We start from the raw sequence: 22,011 nt of genomic DNA, 5'->3' as shown, positions 1-22,011 counted from the left end.
GCGATCACCGCTGATGGCCCCGACCGCACGAGGTCGGGGCCATCGCCCTGCCTGAGCTATCCCCTGCGCCAGAGAGCGCGAGCGCCTGGCCGGTAGGGTGAGCAGGCTCTGAGAAAGCCCCTGAGTCACTCGGGCGGCCCTACGTCGTCTCAGCAGCCGCAGGCCGTACACCATTCACAGGGCGCTGTCGGCAGCGGCCCAGTTTGCGGTGAGGGCGGCGAGCTGTCGGCGCTCGTCGTCGGACAGCTCCGAGCAGGCCACGCAGCTGCCGAAGGTCTTGAGCGGGAGACAGGCGTCGTAGCGGGTGCAGCACAGGGGGCAGGTCTGGCGGGCGGCCATCGCGCGGTCGAGCGCGGCCTCGCGGGCGGGGGTCATCGGCCGGACGGGTGTGGCGGCCTCGATCCGGTAGAGGTAGCCGTGACGGCGGCCGCGGCGGCACACCACCTGCGCGGTGGGCTCCTGGGCGGCCGGGCGCAGGCCCATGGCGCGCAGCTGGCGGCGGGTGGCCAGGCCTTCGGGGCCGTAGCGCCAGGGGTAGGTGGGCAGGCCGCCGTGGTGTCGGCCGTCGGGATCGAGGTCGATCGCGTGCACGCGGGTGCTCTCCGTTCCGGTGGTCGGGGTGCGGGCCGGTCGGCCGGTCCCGGTCCCGGACGTAGCTCCGCCCACCCGGCCGACGTTCGGCAGGTGGGCGGAGCGGCCGGGACCGAGGCCGGTCGGCCGGTCAGTGAGCGAGCGGGACGGCCGTGAGGTGGATGGGCGGGCTGGCCATGGTGGGCAGGTGGATGGCGTGCATGGCGGGTGATCTCCCCGGTCAGCCGTTGTTGTTGGTGATGGAGCCGCGCCACCCGGCGCTCTGCTTACCGATCGTGGTCTGGTGGGTGCGGTGGACGAGGGCCAGCACGGCGCCTGTCGCGGTAGCGCCGTCGCCGCTGGCGGTCGCGGATGCCCCGGTGCCGGCCGCCGGGCCGGTGATGGAACGGAGGTTGCCGAGCAGAACGGCTAGGCCGACGACGACGGTGCCGACGGCGATGGCCGCCCACCTGAGGACTTCGCCGATCTGATCGGCGTGCGGTGCGGCCTCGGCGACGGCCGCACCGGCCATCCACATCACCCCGCCAGCAGCGAGTGCCGCGGCCGAGCCGTAGAGGACGTAGTGGCGCACGACCAGCGGCAGGCCCGGGTCGGCGGCCGGCTGCGCCGGTGCGGCCAGCTGTGTGATGGGCTGCAGGGCCGGGGCGACGGTGAGCGGGTTGTGCACGGGGACGGCGGCGACCTGGCCGTCGATGAGGGCCGGGACGAAGGCCTCGGTGGCGCTGTGCGGGTGCAGCGGGACTGCGAGGATCTGGCCGTCGAGGACAGCCGGGGTGTAGTCGGGCGCGAGGAGGCTGATCTGTGGCCCGGCCGCGGCCCGGATGGGGCTGTGCGGGGTGTACTGGGTGCTGCTCACGGAAGTCTCCGATCGGGTTGAAAGTGGGTGGTGGCGGGCCCGGCGAAGGCGCCCGGGCTGGGTGCTTCGCGGCTTCTCGGGGCGTGCGGCGGGCCGCCCTGGCCGGGGCCGCGTCGTTGGCGGCCCCGTGCGCGGGGTGGGTCAGGCGCCGGTGAGCTTCTTGATGGCGTCCAGTGCCTGGCGGGGTGTGGTGACGGTGTTCTGCGCGGGAATCGTCCGGTCAGCCGCGCCGACACGGGGCTTGGATCGGCTGCCGGACGGCAGCTCGTCCCCGTCCTCGTCATCGGGTTCGGGACCGAACTCGCCGGGGCGGGGCGGCAGCGTCCAGTCGAACCACAGGCCACGCGCCTCGAGTTCGGCGATCTCGTGGCCGGTGAGCCCGTGGACGGTGTTGGGGAACAGCGGTGCGATGGGCTGCTCGAAGTCCATGAACAGGGACCGCTGCACCTCGGGCTTGCGGGACTCGATGATCCAGCCGACGCCGCCGGTGTTGGAGTCGCTCGGCGGCTCCGGCTCCCCGTTCATGATCCGCTCGATGCGGCCGGCCTCGGCCTTGGAGAAGGAGCGCGGCAGCGCGTCGGGGATGTCCTCGGGTGCCACACCGAGGGTCTTGAACATCTCCGCAATCTTCTTCGGCGCGACCTTCAGGACGACCGGGATGCAGTTCTCGCGGAGGTTCTCGTTGAGGAGCTGTGTGAAGCCGTCCTGCACGTAGACGGACTGGCCGGCGACGTGCTCGCCAACGCCGTACTTGCGGCCCTTGACCGAGATCGTCTCGGCCAGGTTCATGATCTCCGGGCCGAAGTCGCCGTTGCGGGCCGCGGACAGGAACTCGTCCCAGAACAGGGCGAGCGGCCGGTAGGGGCAGCCGGGCAGGTCCGGGTCCCATTCGTGGACCTGCCCGTCGGCCCAGACCATCGTGCCGCGGATGTCCATCAGCGCGACCGCCGCCCGCATCGCCCGCACCATGTACAGCGCGCCGACGCCGTAGCGCTCGCAGTGCACGCCCAGCGCCGCGGTCTTGGAGTCCGGGGCCTCGGTGACCAGCCACACCACCGCGCCGAAGTTGGCGTTGGCGCAGATCGCCAGGGCCATCAGCTGGGTCTTGCCGCCTCCGGACGGGGCGACGTACAGGCCGTGGGCGGCGCCGCGGTCGGTGTAGACGCGGTTGCGGGCCGGCTGTCCGTTCGTCAGGAACCCGCACACCCACCGGCCGTCCGCGTCGGGGGTGAGGAGTTCACGGGTGGCCGGGTACACCTTGGCGAGCGGGGAGACGTCCCACACCGAGACGAGAACGTCCTGGCCGTCCACGGTGACGAACACCCGACCGTCGTCGAAGGACAGGTCCAGGGCCGTGCACAGCGCCTTCATGTCGATGCGCGGCTCTCCGACCCCGTCTGGCAGGTGCGCGGTCCAGTAGGTGACGCCCCGCCCGTTGTTGCGGACCTTGCCCTTGAAGCAGGAGCCGGGAATCGCGGTGGCGCCGATGGTGTCGGCCCACCGCTCGGCCTCAGTGGGCCTCTCCCGGCGGCGGCGGTTCTCCTCCGGGATCAGGCGGACCTCCAGCCAGCCCGGCCCGCCCTGGCGGCCGGCCTGCTGGGTCACCGGCAGGAGGACGACATCCGGTTCGGTGACGCCGAACGCGGCCGCGACCGCGGCCTCACCGAGTCCGGTGATCGGCCGGCCCGGCTCGCTCGCACGCAGCAGCATCGTCAGGTCGTGGCGCTTACCGGGGTGCCGGGTGGCGGTGACCACGTGGGTGCTGCCCGGGTTTCCGGCGCGCTCCCACAGCCGCCGCACGTCCCGGGTCAGGGCGTTGGCGCCGTCGTCGGCGACCGGGGCGGGCGCCGGGACCGCGGGGGTGGGGGCTGCGGCGGGCAGCGGCCGGGGCGCGGGCGCGGCGGCGAGGGCGGGCTTCAGGCGGCGGGAGGTGCGCGACAGTGGCAGCACGATGCAGCCGGCCGCGGCCCACACCCCGGCGAACAGCGCATCCCAGCCCCAGCCGGGCACGGCGCTGGCGGCGACCTCGACCGCGGCCGCCAACGCGAGCGGCGACAGCCGCATGAGCTTGCGTCCGGTGCCCTCGGTGCTCTTCGCCGCGACCACGACGGAGCCGACGACCCCGGCACCGCCGACAAGGACGACCGCGGTGTGCACCGGGTGGTCATGCGGCAGGCTCGCAGCCGCACCCAGAAAAGGCGCAGCCGCCATGTAGAGGGCTCGTTCGAGCGCAACGGCAGGTGGGATGGACACCGGGGAGTTCCTTTCACGGAAGCGCCGAGGGCGACCCCGATGTGGGGGCCGCCCTCGGCGCTGGCTGGTGGGGGTCAGTTCCGGGCGAAGAAGCCCGGCTTGGGGGTGCGGTGCTTGCGGCCCGAGCGGATCTGGTCGAGGGCCTCGTACATGCGCGCGTGGGTGCGCTGGGTCTCCGAGGCCTCCGCGGAGACGGCCTGCGCGCTCTCGTGCAGCCGTCCCGTAGCCAGGGCGGCGCCGTCAAGGGCGGTGGCCACGGCGTTCGTCATCTCCACGAACAGCGGGTCCACCTGGGCATCGGCGATGTGCGAGGCCAGAGTGGACGCCCTGTCGGCGGTGGTGCGCATCCGGCGCCGCAGGGCCTCCAGCCGCCCCGTGGCGCCGTCCAGCGCCCCCGAGAAGGCCTTCAGCTTCTGCTGGACCGCCTTGTACCGGTTGTCGCCATCCGTCGGGGCGGGCGTTCGACCCGCTCCCTGCCGAACCGACACGGCGCCCGGTGCCGGCCGGACGGGTCGGCCATCGGCGGCGGACGGCGCCGATACGGGCCCGGCCGATCCAGTTACGGAGTCAGGTACGGAGGCAGACGTTGCGGGTACGGCTCCGGTCGGCAGGTGGTCGGCTTCGCTGGTCATCAGCTGGTTTCTCCCTTCTTGGTCTAGTCGTGGTGGGCGGCCGCGGAGGCCTGCGACAGACCGCTCGCGTCCATCGCGTTGACGTCCTCGGTGTAGGTCTGGGCTACGGCTCGCGCCGCCAGGGCCGCCGCGGCGGCGGCCTCCTCGCACTCGGCCGAGCAGCGCTGCGCCTGGGTGGCCATCGCGGCGGCGGAGTCCGCGAGGTTCGTGATCAGGTCGACCACATCGGTGTCGACGTTGTGGTCTCCGACCAGGTCGCCGGCCATCTCCCGCAGCGCCTCGGCCACGGCCGTCAGCGAAGCGGCGAGTTCCTCGGCGTCCTCCTTGTCCGCGGCCGCGGACACCGCGACGTTGGCGATCTCGACCAGGTACTCGTCGAGCGTGATCTCGGTGCGGTGCTGCGCCGCCATCTTCTGCGGGGCCACCGTGCGGTGCCGGCCCGCTCTGGGTGCCGCCATGGGCACGTCCTCCGTTTCCGTCGTTGTCGGGGTGGGCCGGGTGGTGCCGGGCCGGCGGGTGTGGCGCTCGGGTGCGGGCGGCAGGGCGGCGGGCCCGGTGGCCAGCAGCTCGGGCACGACGATCTCCGCGTCCTGGATGTCGCCGTCACCGTCGTCGTCCGCGGTGCCGCGGGGCGGCTGCCAGGAACGGCCTGGGGACACGGTTTCCGGCTCCGGGTCCGGCTCGCCGGGTCCTGGCCAGCCACCGGGGCCGCCGTCCGCCGCTCCGGCCCCGGTCTCGTCGGCGGTGCGCCGGTAGCCGAATCCGGCGCGCGGGTCCCACCAGGTGTAGCGGCGCTCTCGCGACCGCCGGTCCTCGTCCGGACCGCCCGGCCCGGGCTGCTCCCGTTTCGGGTCCGCCCCTTCGCGTTTCGGGTCCGCCTCTTCCCGGTTCGGCTCCGCCCCGGTGTCTTTCGGCTCCGGGCCGGCGGCCGACTGCGTGCCGTCCTCGGCATCGGTTCCAAAGCCGTCCGGTGCCTTGCCGGTTTCGCCGCCGGCCTTGTCCTTGGACAGGTCGGCCTTGGCGGCCGCCTTCTCCTTCTCGACCTCCCGACGCTTCGCCTGCCGCTCGTCCCAGCGACGCTGCGCCTCCTGAGCCACGGCTTCGCCGAGGGTGGTGCGGCCCTCCTCGGCGGCCGAGGCCTTCGCGGTTTCCCTCTTCGCCGCTCGGGCAGCGGCACGCCCGGCCTTCTTCGCGCGGCGTTCGGCCTTCTCCGTGCGGCGGTCCTGCCGGGCGGCCTCCCGGCGATCGCGGGCCTGGTCACAGCCCTTGGTGCGGTCCTCGAGATCGGCTCGCTGCCGGGCGCCGAGCCGCTCCTGGCGGGCACGCGACCGCTCGGCCGCGGCCTGCTGCCAGCCCTTGCCGTCACGCACCCCGTCGCCTGAGCCGCCAGAGCGGTTCTGACGGCCTTTCAGGCCACCTGTCGACTCCGGTCCGCGGCCGGGCCCCTTGCGGCCGCCAGAGGGCCCACCGGGGCCGTTCTTGGCACCTCCGGGCCCCGCACCCCGCCCGTCGCTGCGGCCCGAACCCTTGCCCCCGGTCCCAGGGTTGGGCCCCTTGCCGCCGCCGGGGCCGTTGCGACCCAAGCCGCCAGGGGCCCCGGACGGGGACTTGTTCAGACCCTTGTCGGCTCCCTTTCCGGCCGCGTCCGCCTTGCCCTGCGCCGCGGTCCGGGCCGCGGCCGCGGCCGCCTGCAGCTGGGCCTGGCGGAGCTTGTTGTGCTGCTCCATGAGCCCGATTTCGCGGTCGGTGCCTGCTTTCAGGCGCTCGACCTTGTCCGCGATCTCGGCCTCCCGGAAAGGCGCTTCGGCGTCCATGCGGGCGCGTCCGAGCTCGATCCGGTATTCCAGCCAGTCACCGATCCGGTCGGCGAGGGAACGCCGAACCCAGCATTCGGCGGATTCCTCTTCCATTTCCGCATCCTCCCCAGAATTCCCGGGCGTGGCACCGGAGGGAATTCCTTCCGATGCCAGGAACGTCTCGGGGTGCGCGGGTGTGGGAATGGCGGGGAGTTCCATCGTGGTCTCCTCCGCGGTCTCCGGGGGGATCACAGGAGCGGGGGTGGTCTCGCGGTAGAGCGGGATCGGCGGCGGGACGTACGAGCCGCCCCCGCCGCCGGGGAACTCGATCACCCGGCCGTCGCCGCCGTCGCCGTTGTCGGACACGGAACCTCCTTCCAGAGGTTGACAGACAGTGGGCTCTCGTGTGCACGCGTGCACGGGCACGTGTGCACGCGTAATGCGCGCGAGGCCCCGCCGGGCTTCCGGCGGGGCCTCGCACATCACGCAGGGTCATGCGGGGGGTGCTGCGCCACGACCTGCTCCGCGTACCGCATCAGGTCGTCCCAGATCCGCCGGTCGCCCGCGGCGCGCTTTTGCAGCGCCGTCATCAGCAGCCGGCACACCAGGGCGAAGCCGGCCCACGCATCCGTGCGGCCAACTCTGATGTCCTTGGCGATCTGGGAGCGGGCGGTGCGGAGCCAGAACTCCATCGCACCCTGCTCGCCGCGCTGTTCACGGGCTCTGCGCTCCTCGTCGACGTACCAGGCCCGGCGCTTTCCCGCGCCGATTTCAGCGCTGGTGAGGGGCCGCGTCATGCGGACCGCCTGTCGCCACCCAGGTCGAAAATCGACCTGGGACCACGATACACGGAGCCGGCCGGGTCGGAATCCTTTTCGGTGCGCGAATTCGGGAGGGCCTCCGGGGCCTTTTTCTGGCCCTTCGCAATGGCCTTGTCATGGCGCTTTCCGGGGAGGGCATTGACCTCGTCGTCGTGGGCGCGGCGCTTGTAGGCGCCCTTCTCCAGGCCCGCGGTGACGGCCTTCAAGTGCCGCAGGACGTCCCTGAGCTCACGCTCGACGGGCAGAGCCCGCAGCCGGGCGTGGTACCAGCGGTCACCCGGAACGTGGGTGGATCGCAGGTGGACCCGGGTCTCCCGCTGCAGCGTCTCCAGGCTCTGCCCGATCCCCAGCAGCATGCGCTGGAGGTCGGCGAGGTAGGCGACGAAGGCCTCGGGGTTCTGGGCGACAGCACGCAGGGCGCTCTCGTGCTCGTCCGTCATGGGCGGTCTCCTCCTTCGGGGTTCGGCCGGGTCGCCCCGGCCTGGGGTGGGTGGTCGCGGTTGTCGACCCGGGCTCCGGCCGGACGGCCGGGTCTAGGGTGGTGCGCGGCGCTTCGGCGCCTTCGGCGGTCACCAGGGCGATGCCTGCGCCCTGGTGACCACCGGAGAGGCCGTGCTCCTGCTGGTGTTGAGGGCCGGTCAGGCGGCAAACGCCTCGCCGTCCTCGGCGCTGTCGCCGGCGCGCCGGTTACGGCGCTCGGCGACGATCTCCCGGGCGCGGTCACGGCGGTCCTGTCGGGTGCCGCCGGTGACGCCGAGCGCCCGCTCGATGTAGCTGAGCGTCACGACCTTCTCGCCGAACTGCTCGATCAGGTCGGCGACGATGAGCGCCTGGCGCTCGGCCGGGCTACGGCTCGCGTTCTCGTGGGCTACGGCCGCGGCCTCCAGGGCTACGGCCATCTCCTGCTCCAGCCGGGCCGCCTCGGCCTCGGCCGCGGCGGCGAGGCGCTTCTCCTCGGCCGCGTGGCGCTCCGCCTCGGCCTCGGTTACGGCCGCCTGCGCCCGGGTTACGGACGCAGCCTGAAGGGCTACGGCTGCCTCCCGCTCGGCTACGGCGGCCTTACGGGCGGCCTCGGCGGCGGCCTGCTCGGCCTCGGCCCGCTGCTGGGCGAGGCGGGCCTGCTCCGCGTCGGCGGCGGCCTGGCATCGGGCTTCCTCAGCGGCGGCCTCCGCCTGCCGGCGGGCCGTCTCCTGCTCGGCCCGCAGCGTTTCCTCGGCCGCCTGCCGCTCCAGCTTCTCCCGCTCGATCTGCGCCCTGAGCTGCGCTTCCTCGGCGCGGTCGCGGATCTCGGCGGCCTCGGCCTGCGCCGCGGCGGCAGTCCTGGCGGCTTCGGCCTCGGCCTCGGCGCGCAGCCGCTCGGCCTCCGCGTCGGCCTTCGCCTGCTGGAGTCGTAGGGCCAGTTCGTGCTGCCGTACCACCGCGTCCGCGGCCGTACGGGCCTCCTGCTCGGCCCGGGTCCGCTCGGCCTCGGCGAGCAGCTTCTCCGCCTCGGCCCGCGCCTTCGCCGCCTCGACGGCGGCTTGGCGCTCGACCGCGGCGAGGGCTTCCGTAGCCTCCTCCTCGGCCATCCGTAGGGCCAGCGCCCGCGCCCGTACCTCGGCCTCGTGCGCCCGTAGGGCGTCCTGCTCGGCCCGCTCGGCGGGCCGGTTCAGCGCGTCCTCGACCGTGATGCCGTAGGGGGCGAGCGTGAGAGGCATCAGCTCCTCCCGTGAGGCCGCCTTCCTCCACCTTTTGCCGTAACGCTGCGTGAGCAGCTCGCGGTAGACAATCCGCTCCTGCTGCAGGCGCAACGCCATGTCGTAGGAGCGGATCTCCCACAGCTTCATCTGCCGGGCGATGCGGGCGGTGGAGAGAGGGGCAAGCACCCAGCGGGAGGGCCGCACGCCCTCCATCGGCTGGCGGCCGCGCAGCCGACCGATGTGGCCGGCGTACAGGTGCGCGGCGATCTCGCTGAAAACCACCCAGAGAGCGGCGAGGCCGGCGTGCCCGGCAGCCGCGGTGCCGGACGCGCCGGCCTGCCAGTTCAGCCAGATCGTCAGGCCGGTCAGCGCCCTGGGTACCCACTTCACCCAGGCTGCCTCCCGCTCCGCGCGGATGAGCAGCAGGTTGACGATGCCGAACGCGAGGATCGCCAGGTCGACGGCGATGGGGAGCATCCACGGCTGCTCCCAGCCCCAGCCGCCCTCGGCGACCGGCCGTGCGGCCTTGGCCTCGACCGCCTGGTAGGAGGCGACCAGACCGATCGTCGAGACGCCGACCGCAAGCAGCCCGCCCACGATCGCGAGGCCTTTCTCCCAGCGGGCGAGCACGATCCGCGCCTCCGGCACGGCCGCGGCCCCGGACTCGGGGGCTCGCTCCTTCACGTACACGCTGTCCGTCACCTGTTTCCCCTCCTTCTTCCTTGTCGTGGTGCAGTGGTCCGTCCCGCTGGCGGGCATCGGTCCCCCCTTCTTGGTGAGGCGGTGCGTCGGGCGCCGACGAACACCGCCGCGCCCTTCGGCCCGTAGGTACGGGCAGGGGCGCGGCGGCGAACGACAACAACCGGCTTCTATTGGTGCTGGCCGGCCTTCTCGGTCTGCGCCCGCTGGTGCATCTCGCGGGCCCGGCGCAGCAGCTCGTCCATCTGCCGCTGGGTCCAGGCCTGGTCCTCGGCGCTGCTCACTGCGTCCCTCCCTGCTGCTGTCGCAGCTGCTCGGCGAGCTGCCGCTCAGCGGCCCGCTGGGCCTCCAGGCGGGCCATCTGCTCCCGGATCTGGCGCTGCAGCTCGGCTGCGCCCTGGGCGTCCACCGCACTCACCCGGCCAGCGGGAGCACGCGGAGGACGGCGAGGGCGTCGGAGACCGTGGCTGGCAGCTGCGGGGTGGTGCGGGCACCGGGGACGAGCGTGTTGAGCGTGTCGCGGTTCACGGCGTGGGCGGTGCGGCGGGCGGGGATCGCGATGCCGGAGGGGAGCTCCCGGGTCCGGTGCCGACGGACCCGGGCGACCATGTGGTCGAGCAGGAGCAGCAGGGCGTCGAGGCCTCGCAGGCCGTCGGGCAGGCTGTGCTCGGCGATGTGCGCCCACACGTCCTGGGTGAGGTCCTCGTCCAGGTCGACGGCGCCGGGCCCGATCTCGGCGAGGCGCTCGGCGGCCGCCGCCAGGAGCCTGCCGGAGTATCGGACGTACAGGTCGTCGAGGTCGTTGCTGTGGTTGCTCGCCGAGGTGCTGGCGGATGCCATGATGGTCTCCACGGTCGTGGCCTCTCTTGTCTTCTGCGGTGCGACCGGCAAGGCCTCCGGGGCTGTACCCCCGGGGGCCTTCTTGCTGTTCTGGCTGCTGTACGAGCAGCCACGGCCGCCGCCCACCCCGCGGGACGGGGTCGGCGACGGCCGTGGTCGTTCGTGCTGGCGGTGGATCAGGCAGCAGGATGCAGCGTCGTCGTGGGGACCTGGGCGCCATAGACGAGGTGGCGGGGCTCGCCGTGGCCGGCGAGGACGGCGGTCCGCCGCACCATGTCGGTGTGGTCCACCGCGGGCAGAACCTCGGTCCACTGCGCGGTGCGTGCGGCACCGGTCGGCGCCGGTGCGGTCTCGCGGCGCTCGGCGATGTGGTGGAGCGCGGGGGCGGCCGGCGGCAGCGGCTTGTAGTGCCGGCGGGCCGCGCGGCGGGTCTCGGCCGGCATCGCGTCCAGCTTCATCGGCCGGTCCTGCTCCGTCGCCCAGTCCGTGATCTCGTCGGGGGTGAGGTCGACCAGGACGACCCGGCGGGCCGAGGGGCAGCGCGTGTCCCGCTGGCCGGCGTCCAGTTCGGCCCCGGACAGGTCGGTCGCGTGGTGGTCGCGGATCGTCAAGGTCGAGGCGCCCATGATGCGCTGCCAGGTCTGGCAGTCGGGGCAGACGATCGTGTGCACCTCGCCGGGGCGCAGGTTGTAGGTGCTGGGGCGCAGCGAGCTGATCCGAACAGTGGGAAGAGCGGAGCGGCGCTTGGTGCGGACACGAGCAGGCATAGCAATACCTCCCGGAGGGGGCAGGGAAAGGGAAGAAAGCTGAGGAGCGAGTGCTGCTCCCACCGCCCGCCAGGGCCGGGCCGGTGAGCCGACGGTCCTGGCGCACAGACAGCGCAGCAGCGCTGCGGGGTAGTGCGGTGGTGCGCGATATGAAGTACAGCTGCCCCGGCCTGGGGAGCAGGTAGGCTCAACCCAGGCCGCCATGAGTGGCTGCTATGTCCAGCGGCGATGCAGCGGCAGCGGCTTGCTGGAAGTCAGACGACGATCGAGCGGCGGATCATGAAATCGGCCACGGACGCTTCCGAGACTTGGATGCCGCTACGCCGGCTGGTTCCGGCTCCAACGTGGATGGCGACAAGCTGGCCAGAGTCAATGAGTCGGTAGACCGTACTGGGGCTGACGTGGAGCTTGTCAGCGACGTCGCGCACTCGTAGGCGCGGCTCCGGTTCAGCGAGTTCAGACATGACGCCTCCCGGATCCGGGTGGTGCAGCGGGGATGCCGCACGCTTCTCTCTATAGAAGCACTTCTCTCTATAGAGGTCAATCTCTCTATAGATGCCCCACCTGCAGGACTCCCACAACGCAGAGAAGGCCCGCGCCGTGAAGCGGGGCCTTCTCTTGATCCTTCAGTCACGAGCTGAAGTCGTACTCCAGTACGTATCTGGTGGCATCCATGGTCATGTGGTTGACCTCAACAACGCGACCCTCGGCGTCTCGAGCGACGCGCACGATGAGGATGACCGGCGTCGCCGCAGGCAGATCCAACAGGCGCGCCTCCTCAGGCAGCGGCATGCGAACGCGGACCTCTTCGCGGAAGTGGGCAGGAGCGTGCCCTATCTCCGCCAGCCGAGCGTAAGTGCCACCTGGCCCTGTATCCGGCTGAACAATCGCGGTGCCAGCAACGAGCTCCGCCGGCAGGTAGGAGACCGCGCGGTTCACCGGCCGCCCGTCGACCTCGTAGGTTCGGCTGCGCCGCCACACCCGGGACTCGAGCGACAGTTCCATGACTGCCGCGAGCTCCTTCGGCACGTCCACCTCCTCTACCGCGAGGTCGGTGGCTACCGGCACCTGATCCGAGAGGTCAGCCTCCCAAATCGACTTGCCTCCACCCCACTGCTGCGCGGCCAGCCGCTTCACTGCGTTGCGCCGAATCAGCCGGTCGACGCGGACGTACACGCCCGAGCCTTTCCGAGCCTCTGTCAGGCCGGCATCCTTCAAGACCGCGAGCGCTTGGCGCGCCGTATTGCGGGCGACACCATAGAGCTGCATCAGCGCGTTCTCGCCAGGGATCCGCGAGCCAGGCGGGTACTCACCTGATGCAATGGCAGCCCTGAGCTCCTCCGCGATCTGCTGGTACCGCGGGACGGCAGGCTGCTGGTCAGACAAGATGTCCCCTCTCTCAGGCTCTCTAGACAACGCTAGCGCGCAGGACCGCGCCCCGCCGCAAGGGGGCCGGGCTGAAGCGCAAAGGTGCCGCGAGTAGCAAATGCTCTATAGAGAGGTTACAGTTGCCCGTGACAGGCCGCTCCGTGCCAGGGGTGTCCGCGACAGGGGTCGCGTCTGCCGTGATGCCTTTTCTTGATCGCAAGTTCTTCTCGTGGCTGCTGTGATTGCGCGCCACTCGGGTGTTCCTCATCCACTCAATCGAGCCGGGGGTCGAAATGACCTAGGCCGCCACGGGCGGCGCTGGTACCCGCTACTCCTCTTGCCAGAGAAGAGCCTGCGGTAGCGCCGCCCGGGTGCTCCTTGGCCACCAGGCCGATGGGGCGCCCAGATCCTCCGTGTGAGGAGACCGCCCTGCCAGGGGCCCGTCGTCCGCACTTTCGGTTCTCCCAGAACCACTTCAGCCCCCATCGAGGGCCTCCGCGCGCCCTCAGTTGCGTTTTGAGGACGGGGACATGATGCAGCACAACACTGCGCAGATCCAGTCAGCCATCCCTGGACATCACGCAGACACGCGAATTTTGGGCGCTCCCGCCCTTCCGGTGATTCCCGGCCAGCGGTCTGCCCTACCACCCAAGCCTGCCACTGAGGCGTCACAAATAGCGTGGGCGCCTCGAGAGCAGCACCTGCTGTCCGGCGCCACGGGTCGGATCCCGCTGGACGGCTACAGCTGGATGCAGGCGGTGCACTGGGTGCACGGCTCCGGCCTGTACGTCCCGCCGCCGCGGCGTCCGAGCTTCTGCGCGACCACGGTCCGGCTGGCGGAGGTGCTCTCGGCACTGACGCCGTGCCGGCCGTCGATCGCGCACCTGATGCGCGCGCTGGGCTGCTCCCGGCGGACCGTGCAGTACCACCGGGACATCCTCCAGGCGACCGGCCTGCTGGTCTGGCGCTCGGTCGGCACCCGGCGGCCGATGATGCCCGGTCAGAAGCGCGTTACCTGCCTCGCGTCGGAGTACGAGCGGCTCATCCCCCTCTCCTACGACCAGGCGCTCGGGATCCGCACCGCTGGCGAGGGTGTAGAGCGGCGGATGACCGGCATCTCGGAGGCGGGCCGGACCCTGATCGCGAAGCTCGGGCAGAGGGCCTCGCGCAAGGTCAGGGTCCCCCGGTCGAAGGGGTCCGCAAAGACTCCCCCGACCACTGCCTCGTCCCAGGGATCACAGGCCACTGACGACACCTCAGCAGCCAACAGCCGTTGCACCCCAATGGAGGGTGGCTACTCAACAGTTCTTGCTGACGGTTCTACTCCCCATCCCTCTGAGACAGACGTCGCGAGCGGGAAGCCGAGGTCCACCGTCGCGAAGAAGTCCACGAAGGCGGGGTGCGACGCCCGGAAGCTCAACCGGGTCGGGCGGCGGTTCCAGCTGGCAGCCGAGCTGGTTCGCCGGGTGCCGTGGCTGCGCCGCGCTCTGGTGCCCCGGATCGCCTGGGTCGTGCAGGAGGTGGCGGACGCGGGCTGGACGGCGGAGGAGGTCATCGCCTGGCTGTCCACGCTGGAGGAGCCGCAGTGCGGCAGCTACCGGCCGTCCGGCCTGCTCGCCCACCGGCTGCGCGGCATGATCCAGATGCCCGGCTGGCGCACCCCGAAGGAGCGCGCCGCGCAGGTCGAGCACTGGCACGAGTCCCGCTCCGCCGAGCAGGCCCGGCACAACCGGCACTCGGACGAGTGGCGCCTCACCGACTGGCAGGACCCGGCCACCCGCGCCGTGGGCCGCCTCGTCGATGAGGCCTTCGCGCAGGTCCGGCAGGCCGGCGGCCAGGGCGCCGAGGAACTGTCGCTGTTCGCCCAGGGCCAGGACGGCCTGACCGACCTATACCAGCTCACCCGCGAGGACGTCATCGAGCTGCGCATCCTCGGCCAGAGCGACCCGGAGATGGTCCTGATGGCGATCCGGGACTGCGGCGAGGCCTACGCCCGCCAGCTCTACACCCACGGCCTGGTCGACCAGGTCCTGCGCCTGCGGCACACCGGCCGCATGGTCATCCACCAGACCCGGAGGTCCGCGTGACCGAGACGTCCACCGGCGTCGACCTCGCCCGCATTGCCCTCAAGGCCGCCCGCGAAGCCGCCCGTACCCGCGGCACCGACGCCCCCGGCGGCCGCAGCTCCACCACCCGCCCCACCCGCCGCACCACGGTCCGCACCGGCGGCCGCGACCCGATCGGGCTCGGCGCCGCCCTGGCCAGCCTGGTCGCCGAACGAGCCTGGGACGCCCCCACCGCCGCCGGCGGCATCCTCGACCAGTGGGCCGAAATCGCCCCCGAACTCGTCGGCAAGGTCGTTCCCGTGCACTTCGACGACCACACCGGCCGCCTCGACCTCCAGCCCACCTCCCCCGCCTACGCCACCCAGCTGCGCCTGCTCGGCCGCCAGCTCGTCGGCCGGATCAACGGCAAGGTCGGCCAGACCGTCGTTCGGGACCTACGGGTCTTGGCGCCCCGCGCTATCGCTGCCGGTTCCGACCAGCGCACCGATCACCAGGCCATCGAACAGCCCAAGGCTCCGGTTCGCACTCGCGACGACGCGAGCACCGGCTACCACCGCGCGCTCGCCGCGATCCGGCGCACCGCCACTCTCACCGACCCGGCCATCGCCGCCGCCATCGCCCGCCAGGAGCAGGCCATCCTCAGCCGACGCGAGCCGGAAACGGCGTTCACCGACGCCGTCGCCACCCAGACCGACCAAGACGAGGCCGCCGCCCGCACCACGGCCACCACCAGCAGCCAGACCCTCGCCGAACACCGCGCCCGCCACGACAAGGCAGTCCGCGTCGGCGCCGTCCCGCTGCGCCCGACTCGGTCGCCGATGACCCTCAGCGGCGCCGCGTAACAACCCGATCCCCGCGAGCGCGGGGCCGAGTCGATGTCCTCACGGGGCGCCAGCCATAGGCCGGGACCATCCCCGCGAGCGTGGGGCCGCCGACGTGTGCCAGGTACGGGCCCACAGGCGCAGCGCGGGAGCATCCCCGCGAGCGCGGGGCCGAGTTACACCACGTACTTCCAAGAGCTGGAGGCCCCGGGATCATTCCCGCAAGCACGGGGCCGAGCTGCTCGACACCATGAACGAATACGGAACGCACGGATCATCCCCGTGAGCGCGGGGCCGACGGCCGGTGATCCTGCCAAGACGGTTACCACTGAGGAGCATCCCCGCGGGCGCGGGGCCGACGGTCTCTCCGGCACCGAGCTGCGGCAGTACCAGGGAGCATCCCCGCAAGCGCGGGGCTGAGAGCATGATCGTCTTCGCGTTGATCCGGTCCTGAGGACCATCCCCGCGAGCGCGGGGCCGAGCTCACCCATGCCGTGCACGTCCGCGGCCGATTTGGGAGCATCCCCGCGAGCGTGGGGCCGAGCTGGTCCTCGAAGGCCTGCACGGCCTGGCGCAGGGATCATCCCCACGAGCGCAGAACGTACCTGCCTGGCAATCAGGACCGTACCGCGGCACGGAGAACATACTTGCGGGTGCAGGCCGACAGGCCGGACCAGGCTATGAGGCACAGGCCCTGGGACCATCCCCATGAACACGGGGCCGAGTGGATCTCCAGGTGGTGGAGGTCCGCTTCGAGGGGATCACCCCCGCGAGCGCGGGGCCAAGTTCAGCACCTCAACGTCCTTCGCAAGGACGATGGGATCATCTCCGCGAGCGCGGGGCCGACGGTCATCGCGGCGTTCCCTCGCGAGCGGCACGGTGGGAGCATCCCCGCGAGCGCGGGGCCGAGTACGCCTCTGAGGACGGGTTGTCGGCCTTCTCGGGATCATCCCCGTGAGCGCCGTGGCCGAGACCTTCATTGGCGCGATGAACTTCAGCACCTCAGGATCATCCCCGCGAGCGCAGGGCCGAGCTGGAGCGGACCGAGGACAGGTCCATCACCGAGGGATCTTACCCGCGAGCACGGGGGCCGAGACCTTGACGTTGGCCGCGTAGGTCTGGGTCTCGGGATCATCCCCGTGGCTTTAATCACGAGATGTGGCGTCAGTTGTTCATGAGTTTGGGAGTCACCCCGAACCACGGACGGGTGATGTTCACGAGTTTCGACGTCACCGGGGTACTTGCCAGGTCAGCATCGGGAGTGTTCCTGGTGAAAGGCCCTGGTCATGCCGCAGATGTCGAAGGTCGAGCTGTACGCCGCGATCCGGCGTGACCACCGCGGCGGCATGAAGCTGCGGGAGATCTCGCGTAAGTACAACGTGTCGTGGCGGACGATCAGGAAGGCCGTGGACTCGGTCTGGCCGGAGCCGCGGAAGAAGCTCCCGCCTCGGGCGACCGCGCTGGACCCGTACATGGCGGTGGTCGACGGGATCCTGCGGGCCGACCTGGACGTGCCGCGCAAGCAGCGGCACACGGTCACCCGGATCTTCCACCGCCTGGTTGCCGAGCACGGCGCCGAGGTCTCCTACCAGCAGGTTCGGCGTTACGTCGCGGACCGCAAGCCGCAGATCCTGGTGGAGTCGGGCAAGGCTCCGATCGAGGCGTTCGTCCCGCAGACCCACCAGCCCGGGATGGAGGCCGAAGTCGACTTCGGCGACGTGACGGTGAAGCTCGCCGGCGAGTTGGTGACCTGCTACCTGTTCTCCTTCCGGCTGTCCTACTCGGGCAAGGCCGTCCACCGGGTCTTCGCGTCCTGCGGCCAGGAGGCGTTCTTCGAGGGCCACGTCCACGCGCTGCGGACGCTGGGCGGTGTTCCGCGGAGCAAGGTTCGCTACGACAACCTGAAGGCCGCCGTCGCCCGGGTGCTGGGGCTGAGCCGGGCCCGGGTCGAGGCCGACCGGTGGATCGCCTTCAAGTCGCACTTCGGGATCGAGAGTTTCTACTGCCGGCCCGGCATCGAGGGCGCCCATGAGAAGGGCGGCGTCGAGGGACAGATCGGCTACTTCCGCCGCAACCACTTCGTGCCGGTGCCGGAGGTCGAGTCGCTGGCGGAGCTGAACGAGCTGGTCGAGCAGTGGGACCGGCACGACGGGCGTCGCCGGATCGGGGCCAGGGCCCGGACAGTCGACGAGTACTTCGAGGACGAGCGCCCGCGGCTGCTGCCGCTACCGGAGGACCCGTTCGAGACCGGGCGGGTATTCACGCCGCGCGTCGACCGCTACGGCCAGATCGCGGTCCGCACCAACCGCTACTCGGTCCCGGTCCGTCTGATCGGCAAGCGGGTCCGGGTGCTGCTGCACGCCTCCCACCTGGTGGTCTACGACAGGAACGTGGAGGTGGCCCGGCACGAGCGGCTGATCGCCAAGGGAGCCTGCCGGCTGGAGCTGGACCACTACCTGGAGGCCTTGGTCCGCAAGCCGGGCGCGTTCCCCGGCGCGACCGCGCTCGACCAGGCCCGCTCCGCCGGGAAGTTCACCCCGGTCCACGACGCCTGGTGGGCCGCGGCGGTCAGGGCGCACGGCGATGCCGAGGGCACCCGGGCGCTGATCGAGGTGCTGCTACTGGGCCGCCACCTCGCGCACGAGCACATCGTCACGGGCCTGGCCACCGCCCTGCGGACCGGGGCCCTGACCGCGGACGCGGTCGCCCTGGAGGCCCGCAAGGCCGCCCAGACCGATGACGACCCGGCCGTCGATGCTCCCGTGCCGAGGCCGGCTGCCGGGCCGCGAGCGGCGACCGTGACGTTTCTGCACGAGTGGAAGCTCAACCACCTTCCGCCGGACACCAGGCCGCTGCCCTCGGTGACCCACTACGACCAGTTGCTCCGACACCGCCGCGCCGGCGGCGGTGACCTGCGAGAGGGAGAAGCGCCATGACCGCCATGCTGCCCCGCCAGCGGAACCTGACCGAGCAGGCCGCCACCACCGCCATCGACACCGCCTGCCGGCTCCTGCGGCTGCCTTCGATCCGAGGCGAGTTCGCCGACATCGCCGACCGGGCGGCGAAGGACCAGATGACCTACCGCGGCTTCCTCGCCGAACTGCTGATGGCCGAGTGCGACGACCGGGCCCGCCGCCGCTCCGAGCGGCGGATCAAGGCCGCCGGATTCCCCCGCGACAAGTCGCTGCGGACCTTCGACTACGACGCCAACCCCAACATCGACCCCGCCGTCATCAACAACCTCGCCAGCTGCGAGTGGATCAAGAAGAGCCAGCCGCTCTGCCTGATCGGCGACTCCGGCACCGGCAAGTCCCACATGCTCATCGCCCTGGGCACCGAGGCCGCCATGCAGGGCTACCGCGTCCGCTACACCCTCGCCACCAAGCTGGTGAACGAGCTGGTGGAGGCCGCCGACGAGAAGCAGCTGAACAAGACCATCGCCCGCTACGGTCGCGTCGACCTGCTCTGCATCGACGAGCTCGGCTACATGGAACTCGACCGCCACGGCGCTGAACTGCTCTTCCAGGTCCTCACCGAGCGCGAGGAGAAGAACAGCGTCGCCATCGCCTCGAACGAGTCGTTCGGCGGCTGGACGAAGACCTTCACCGACCCCCGGCTCTGCGCGGCCATCGTCGACCGCCTCACCTTCAACGGCACCATCATCGAGACCGGCACCGACTCCTATCGCCTCGCCTCGACCCGGGCGCGGACCGAAGCACCGGCCAAGGCCGGCTGACCGCCGCGGGCTCCTGGCCGACGACCTGCCAGCCTCCGCCCAGGCGACGGGTCGTCGACCCGAGGCGCTCCAGTAGGCTGCGCTGGCCATGGATACGCACGCCGAACCCGAGCAGACCCGGCAGGACGCGATCGCTTCCGGTCCGCCGATCCGGCAGCTCTTCCGGGACGTGATCGCCGACCGCCTGCCGGGCCGCAGGCCACCCCAGGCAGCGATGCTGTTCGACGCCAAGATCGACCCCTCCTGGGACGACCGGAGCTTCCTCGGCGACTTCTACAACGAGATCCTCCACCAGGACACCTGCCAGCCGGCCACCGCTGACGGCGTCGTCCTGCTCGCGGCCCTCGCCGTCGACGACCGGGTTCCCGCCCGACAGCGGTTCCAAGCCGTCCATCTGCTGGTCAGGGTGGCCACCGTTGGCGAACGCCACCTCGCCGAGACCTGGCCGAACACCTCTCAACACGCCGATCCCGACAGTGAGGCCCGGGCCCGCAGCGCGGTCCAGGCCCGCACGCCGGATCTGCTGACCCGCTGGTCGGCCGAATGCTCTGCGGTCCGACTGGCCCTCGCCGGCCTTGCCGTCGTCTTCCCCACCGACCGCACCCTGCCCGCCCTGAAACCGCGCCTGCAGATCTTCACCAACCAGCACCCCCAGGGCACCGACGTCGGCGACTACGTGCGGTTCGTCCTCGTAATGGCCTCGCAGGACGACGACCGGATCCTCACGGTGACCGAGAAGCTCACCGACGCCTGCTGGGCGGGAACAGCGCGAGGAGTGCCGACACGGGCGCGAGCCCTCCACCTCCTCGGCCAGATGCTGGCCAAGGTCGGAGCCGAACTCAGCCAGCCACGCGCCGAGCAGTGACGCCCCGCAAGCACGACGAGCGACCCACCGCGCGTCGCTCACGCTGCTATTTCTCGTGAACATTCACGGACCTCAAGATCCGCAACTGCTGCCCAAACCGGCGGACAAACGCTGCCCCTAGAAGTGAACGAAGCCATTCCCGCGAGCGCGGGGCCGAGTGCCGTCGGGAGCACTGACGGCGGCCAACTCTGGGACCATCCCCGCGAGCGCGGGGCCGAGGCCGTGTAGAGCTCGCCGTGGAAGTTGGGCAGGGGACCATCCCCGCGAACGCGGGGGCCGAGCCCGCGGCGACGACCGGCCCCCACTGGGTGCCTGGAGCATCCCCGCGAGCGCGGGGCCGACTGAACGACGGTGCGGTGCCGCACGAAGAAGCCGGGAGCATCCCCGCGAGCGCGGGGCCGAGCACATGACCGGGCGTCTCCGGGGGCCGTGCCGTAGGGAGCATCTCCGCGAGCGCGGGGTCGACTTCGACTTGCTCATGCCCAGGGTGAAGATCTTGGGACCATCCCCGCGGGTGCGGGGCCGACTTCTCGACCACGATGGCGGCGTAGTACTCGGCGGAGCTATCCCCGCCACTGCAGGGCCGACACCTGGCCGTCAGAGTACGCGATGTGAGGACGGGAGCTATCCCCGCGGGTGCGGGGCCGACTACAGCAGGAAGGCGATCAACCAGGACACCGACGAGCTATCCCCGCGAGTGCGGGGCCGACCAGGCGGCGCGGCCGAAAATCCTCGGTGCTCTGGAGCTATCCCCGCGAGTGCGGGGCCGACCTGGATTTCCAGCTTGACGGCCGGGGCCAGGGAGAGCTATCCCCGCGAGTGCGGGGCCGACGATGGAATTGACGACCCACCACTTACCGGACGAGAGCTATCCCCGCGAGTGCGGGGCCGACCACCCCTCCCCCCCCCGGTGCGGGGCCGTTGACGGAGCTATCCCCGCGAGTGCGGGGCCGACACTTCTTGACCTGGGATGTTATCGGAGTTGGCAGACAGAAAAATTCAGTCCGCCAAGGTCGACTGGCTTCCAACGGTCCGTGCCAGCCATTCGAACGGTCCCACCCTGCTCGGTGGTTACCTGCTCGACGACAACTGCCTGGCCGTTCCAAATGCGAGTGGCCCTGCCCGACGCCTAAGGACGATGGAACGATCCGGCACCAGGCGGCCTGCGAGGTCTGGCAGGCCGCCGCCGACCAGCCGCCGCACCGGGGCGCTGCCAGGACCCGAACGCGTTGCCCGGCCGGATCGTGCAGGCCGTCGCCGCCCGCCGTGCCGCCAGGCTCCACGGGAACGCCCCGGTCAAGCGCCATGCCCCTACCCGCCAGGAGGTGGTCCGTGCCAGCCGGACGTCCGGGATCCCTCCGCCATGCCCGCGATGGCGTCCGCCCACGGCTGGGCGCTCGGCACCGCCCAGGGCACGATGCGTGACAACTGGGGCAGCTCGTCGGGGTCGAGGCGGCCGCGCACTGGTACCCGGCCGGCTTCAACGCCGACTCCCGCACCCTGCGGGTCACCGTCGACTCCCCCGCCTGGGCCGCCAAGCTCCGCCTGGAACAGCGCTCCATCCTCGCCAAGCTCAACACGGCCCGGCCTGACACCGTCCGTTCCCTCGACATCCGCGTCGGCGCAATCGCGCCCAGCCAGGCGGCCGGCACCGAGACGGCCTCCGTCCCTGCCCAGCGGCAGACGGCCCCCGCCCCCTCACAGTCAGGGCCGCCTCTCACGGACGTCCTCACCTACCAGCAGCTTCGCCAGCGGATGCGTGAGCAGGCCCAAGCCCGGCAAGCTGCCCGTGACGAAGCCGCAGCCGCTCGGGAGGCGGTTCTCCGCGAGCACTACAACCGGCTCCACGAACCGGAGCATGCCCTCCACCCCTCTGTCGAGGACCAGCAGGCCACAGCCGAGGCTGCCCGCGCCCGCCAGCTCCTCACACGCCACCACGCTGCTCTCGCCGTCGCCCGCGCCCGCGCCCGCACCAGCCCACTTCGCACCGGTCCGCCCGCACCTCGTGGCCGTGCCGACTGATGGCGCCGACTGCCCGGTCTAGGCCGAGTACCCTCACACCGAAGGAGAGGAGTGCGCCATGAGTCAGCCCGTGCACGACGGAGTCGGGCTCATTCCCCGGCCGGTGTCGGCGTACGAGTCAACATGCACCACCTCGTACGAGTGACTGTGCGCCAAAGTTGATGCGGTGACCGGCTGCTGTCCGTGAGCCTGCTGTCGT

General features: G+C 71.6%; 19 protein-coding genes, 1 pseudogene and 1 CRISPR repeat array. Of the genes and pseudogenes, 6 read left to right on the top strand and 14 right to left on the bottom strand.

All coding sequences use genetic code 11. The features are described 5' to 3' along the window. Window positions 1-174: 174 nt before the first annotated feature. From AB0P35_RS35070 to AB0P35_RS35010, 13 genes are all read right to left on the bottom strand, one after another. Window positions 175-591: an RRQRL motif-containing zinc-binding protein gene (locus AB0P35_RS35070; RefSeq protein ID WP_363519037.1), complete on the bottom strand. Its 417-nt coding sequence runs from the start codon at window positions 589-591 to the stop codon at window positions 175-177. Window positions 592-811: 220 nt separating this feature from the next. Next, window positions 812-1,447, bottom strand: coding sequence for a hypothetical protein (locus AB0P35_RS35065; protein WP_363519034.1), 636 nt, complete (start codon window positions 1,445-1,447; stop codon window positions 812-814). A gap of 141 nt (window positions 1,448-1,588) precedes the next feature. Next, a complete protein-coding gene (locus AB0P35_RS35060) occupies window positions 1,589-3,700 on the bottom strand; it encodes a chromosome segregation protein ParM (protein ID WP_363519031.1) in 2,112 nt (703 codons plus the stop codon). 74 nt (window positions 3,701-3,774) lie between these two features. Beyond that, window positions 3,775-4,188 carry a conjugal transfer protein TraB gene (locus AB0P35_RS35055; protein WP_363519028.1) on the bottom strand — a complete coding sequence of 138 codons (414 nt, stop codon included), beginning with the start codon at window positions 4,186-4,188 and terminating at the stop codon, window positions 3,775-3,777. Window positions 4,189-4,355: 167 nt separating this feature from the next. Then, on the bottom strand, window positions 4,356-6,494 hold the full coding sequence (locus AB0P35_RS35050; RefSeq protein WP_363519025.1) for an ATP/GTP-binding protein: 2,139 nt from the start codon (window positions 6,492-6,494) through the stop codon (window positions 4,356-4,358). A 116-nt stretch (window positions 6,495-6,610) separates the two neighbouring features. After that, window positions 6,611-6,925: a hypothetical protein gene (locus AB0P35_RS35045; RefSeq protein ID WP_363519022.1), complete on the bottom strand. Its 315-nt coding sequence runs from the start codon at window positions 6,923-6,925 to the stop codon at window positions 6,611-6,613. Further along, window positions 6,922-7,389: a hypothetical protein gene (locus tag AB0P35_RS35040; RefSeq protein ID WP_363519019.1), complete on the bottom strand. Its 468-nt coding sequence runs from the start codon at window positions 7,387-7,389 to the stop codon at window positions 6,922-6,924. The genes AB0P35_RS35045 and AB0P35_RS35040 overlap by 4 nt, the downstream gene beginning before the upstream one ends. A gap of 198 nt (window positions 7,390-7,587) precedes the next feature. Continuing rightward, a complete protein-coding gene (locus AB0P35_RS35035) occupies window positions 7,588-9,330 on the bottom strand; it encodes a DUF2637 domain-containing protein (RefSeq protein WP_363519017.1) in 1,743 nt (580 codons plus the stop codon). Between the two features lie 277 nt (window positions 9,331-9,607). Continuing rightward, the gene (locus AB0P35_RS35030) at window positions 9,608-9,745 is read right to left on the bottom strand and encodes a hypothetical protein (protein ID WP_363519014.1); all 138 of its coding nucleotides are present in this window, start codon (window positions 9,743-9,745) and stop codon (window positions 9,608-9,610) included. Further along, the gene (locus tag AB0P35_RS35025; protein WP_363519011.1) at window positions 9,742-10,167 is read right to left on the bottom strand and encodes a hypothetical protein; all 426 of its coding nucleotides are present in this window, start codon (window positions 10,165-10,167) and stop codon (window positions 9,742-9,744) included. The genes AB0P35_RS35030 and AB0P35_RS35025 overlap by 4 nt, the downstream gene beginning before the upstream one ends. Window positions 10,168-10,343: 176 nt before the next feature. Next, complete coding sequence (locus AB0P35_RS35020) at window positions 10,344-10,934, bottom strand: hypothetical protein (protein WP_363519009.1); 591 nt, start codon at window positions 10,932-10,934, stop codon at window positions 10,344-10,346. A gap of 254 nt (window positions 10,935-11,188) precedes the next feature. Next, window positions 11,189-11,398, bottom strand: coding sequence for a helix-turn-helix domain-containing protein (locus tag AB0P35_RS35015; RefSeq protein WP_363519007.1), 210 nt, complete (start codon window positions 11,396-11,398; stop codon window positions 11,189-11,191). Between the two features lie 166 nt (window positions 11,399-11,564). Continuing rightward, window positions 11,565-12,320 (bottom strand): GntR family transcriptional regulator, encoded by a 756-nt coding sequence (locus AB0P35_RS35010; RefSeq protein ID WP_363519005.1) that lies wholly within the window; start codon window positions 12,318-12,320, stop codon window positions 11,565-11,567. 731 nt (window positions 12,321-13,051) lie between these two features. On the opposite strand from AB0P35_RS35010, the gene AB0P35_RS35005 reads away from it, so the two are divergent. From AB0P35_RS35005 to AB0P35_RS34980, 6 genes and pseudogenes are all read left to right on the top strand, one after another. Continuing rightward, the gene (locus tag AB0P35_RS35005) at window positions 13,052-14,389 is read left to right on the top strand and encodes a transcriptional regulator (protein ID WP_363519002.1); all 1,338 of its coding nucleotides are present in this window, start codon (window positions 13,052-13,054) and stop codon (window positions 14,387-14,389) included. Continuing rightward, window positions 14,386-15,210, top strand: coding sequence for a DciA family protein (locus tag AB0P35_RS35000; protein ID WP_363519000.1), 825 nt, complete (start codon window positions 14,386-14,388; stop codon window positions 15,208-15,210). The genes AB0P35_RS35005 and AB0P35_RS35000 overlap by 4 nt, the downstream gene beginning before the upstream one ends. 1,274 nt (window positions 15,211-16,484) lie before the next feature. Next, complete coding sequence (istA, locus tag AB0P35_RS34995; protein WP_363519072.1) at window positions 16,485-18,125, top strand: IS21 family transposase; 1,641 nt, start codon at window positions 16,485-16,487, stop codon at window positions 18,123-18,125. Continuing rightward, window positions 18,122-18,925 carry an IS21-like element helper ATPase IstB gene (gene istB / locus AB0P35_RS34990; protein WP_360197045.1) on the top strand — a complete coding sequence of 268 codons (804 nt, stop codon included), beginning with the start codon at window positions 18,122-18,124 and terminating at the stop codon, window positions 18,923-18,925. Before istA ends, istB begins: the two co-directional genes overlap by 4 nt. 88 nt (window positions 18,926-19,013) lie before the next feature. Continuing rightward, window positions 19,014-19,790, top strand: coding sequence for a hypothetical protein (locus tag AB0P35_RS34985; RefSeq protein WP_363518998.1), 777 nt, complete (start codon window positions 19,014-19,016; stop codon window positions 19,788-19,790). A 130-nt stretch (window positions 19,791-19,920) separates the two neighbouring features. Next, window positions 19,921-20,745: direct repeats of the CRISPR family, unit length 28 nt; unit sequence GAGCTATCCCCGCGAGTGCGGGGCCGAC. 473 nt (window positions 20,746-21,218) lie between these two features. Then, window positions 21,219-21,392 (top strand): annotated as a pseudogene (locus AB0P35_RS34980) (DciA family protein); the annotation flags it as partial. 102 nt (window positions 21,393-21,494) lie between these two features. Here the strand turns inward: AB0P35_RS34980 and AB0P35_RS34975 are convergent. After that, a complete protein-coding gene (locus AB0P35_RS34975) occupies window positions 21,495-21,728 on the bottom strand; it encodes a hypothetical protein (protein ID WP_363518995.1) in 234 nt (77 codons plus the stop codon). Window positions 21,729-22,011 lie beyond the last annotated feature (283 nt).

Source organism: Kitasatospora sp. NPDC085879, from assembly GCF_040686255.1.
Taxonomy (GTDB): Bacteria; Actinomycetota; Actinomycetes; order Streptomycetales; family Streptomycetaceae; genus Kitasatospora.
The sequence above is the reverse complement of the archived record's forward strand: the minus strand, read 5'-3'. Positions and strand labels throughout refer to the sequence as shown.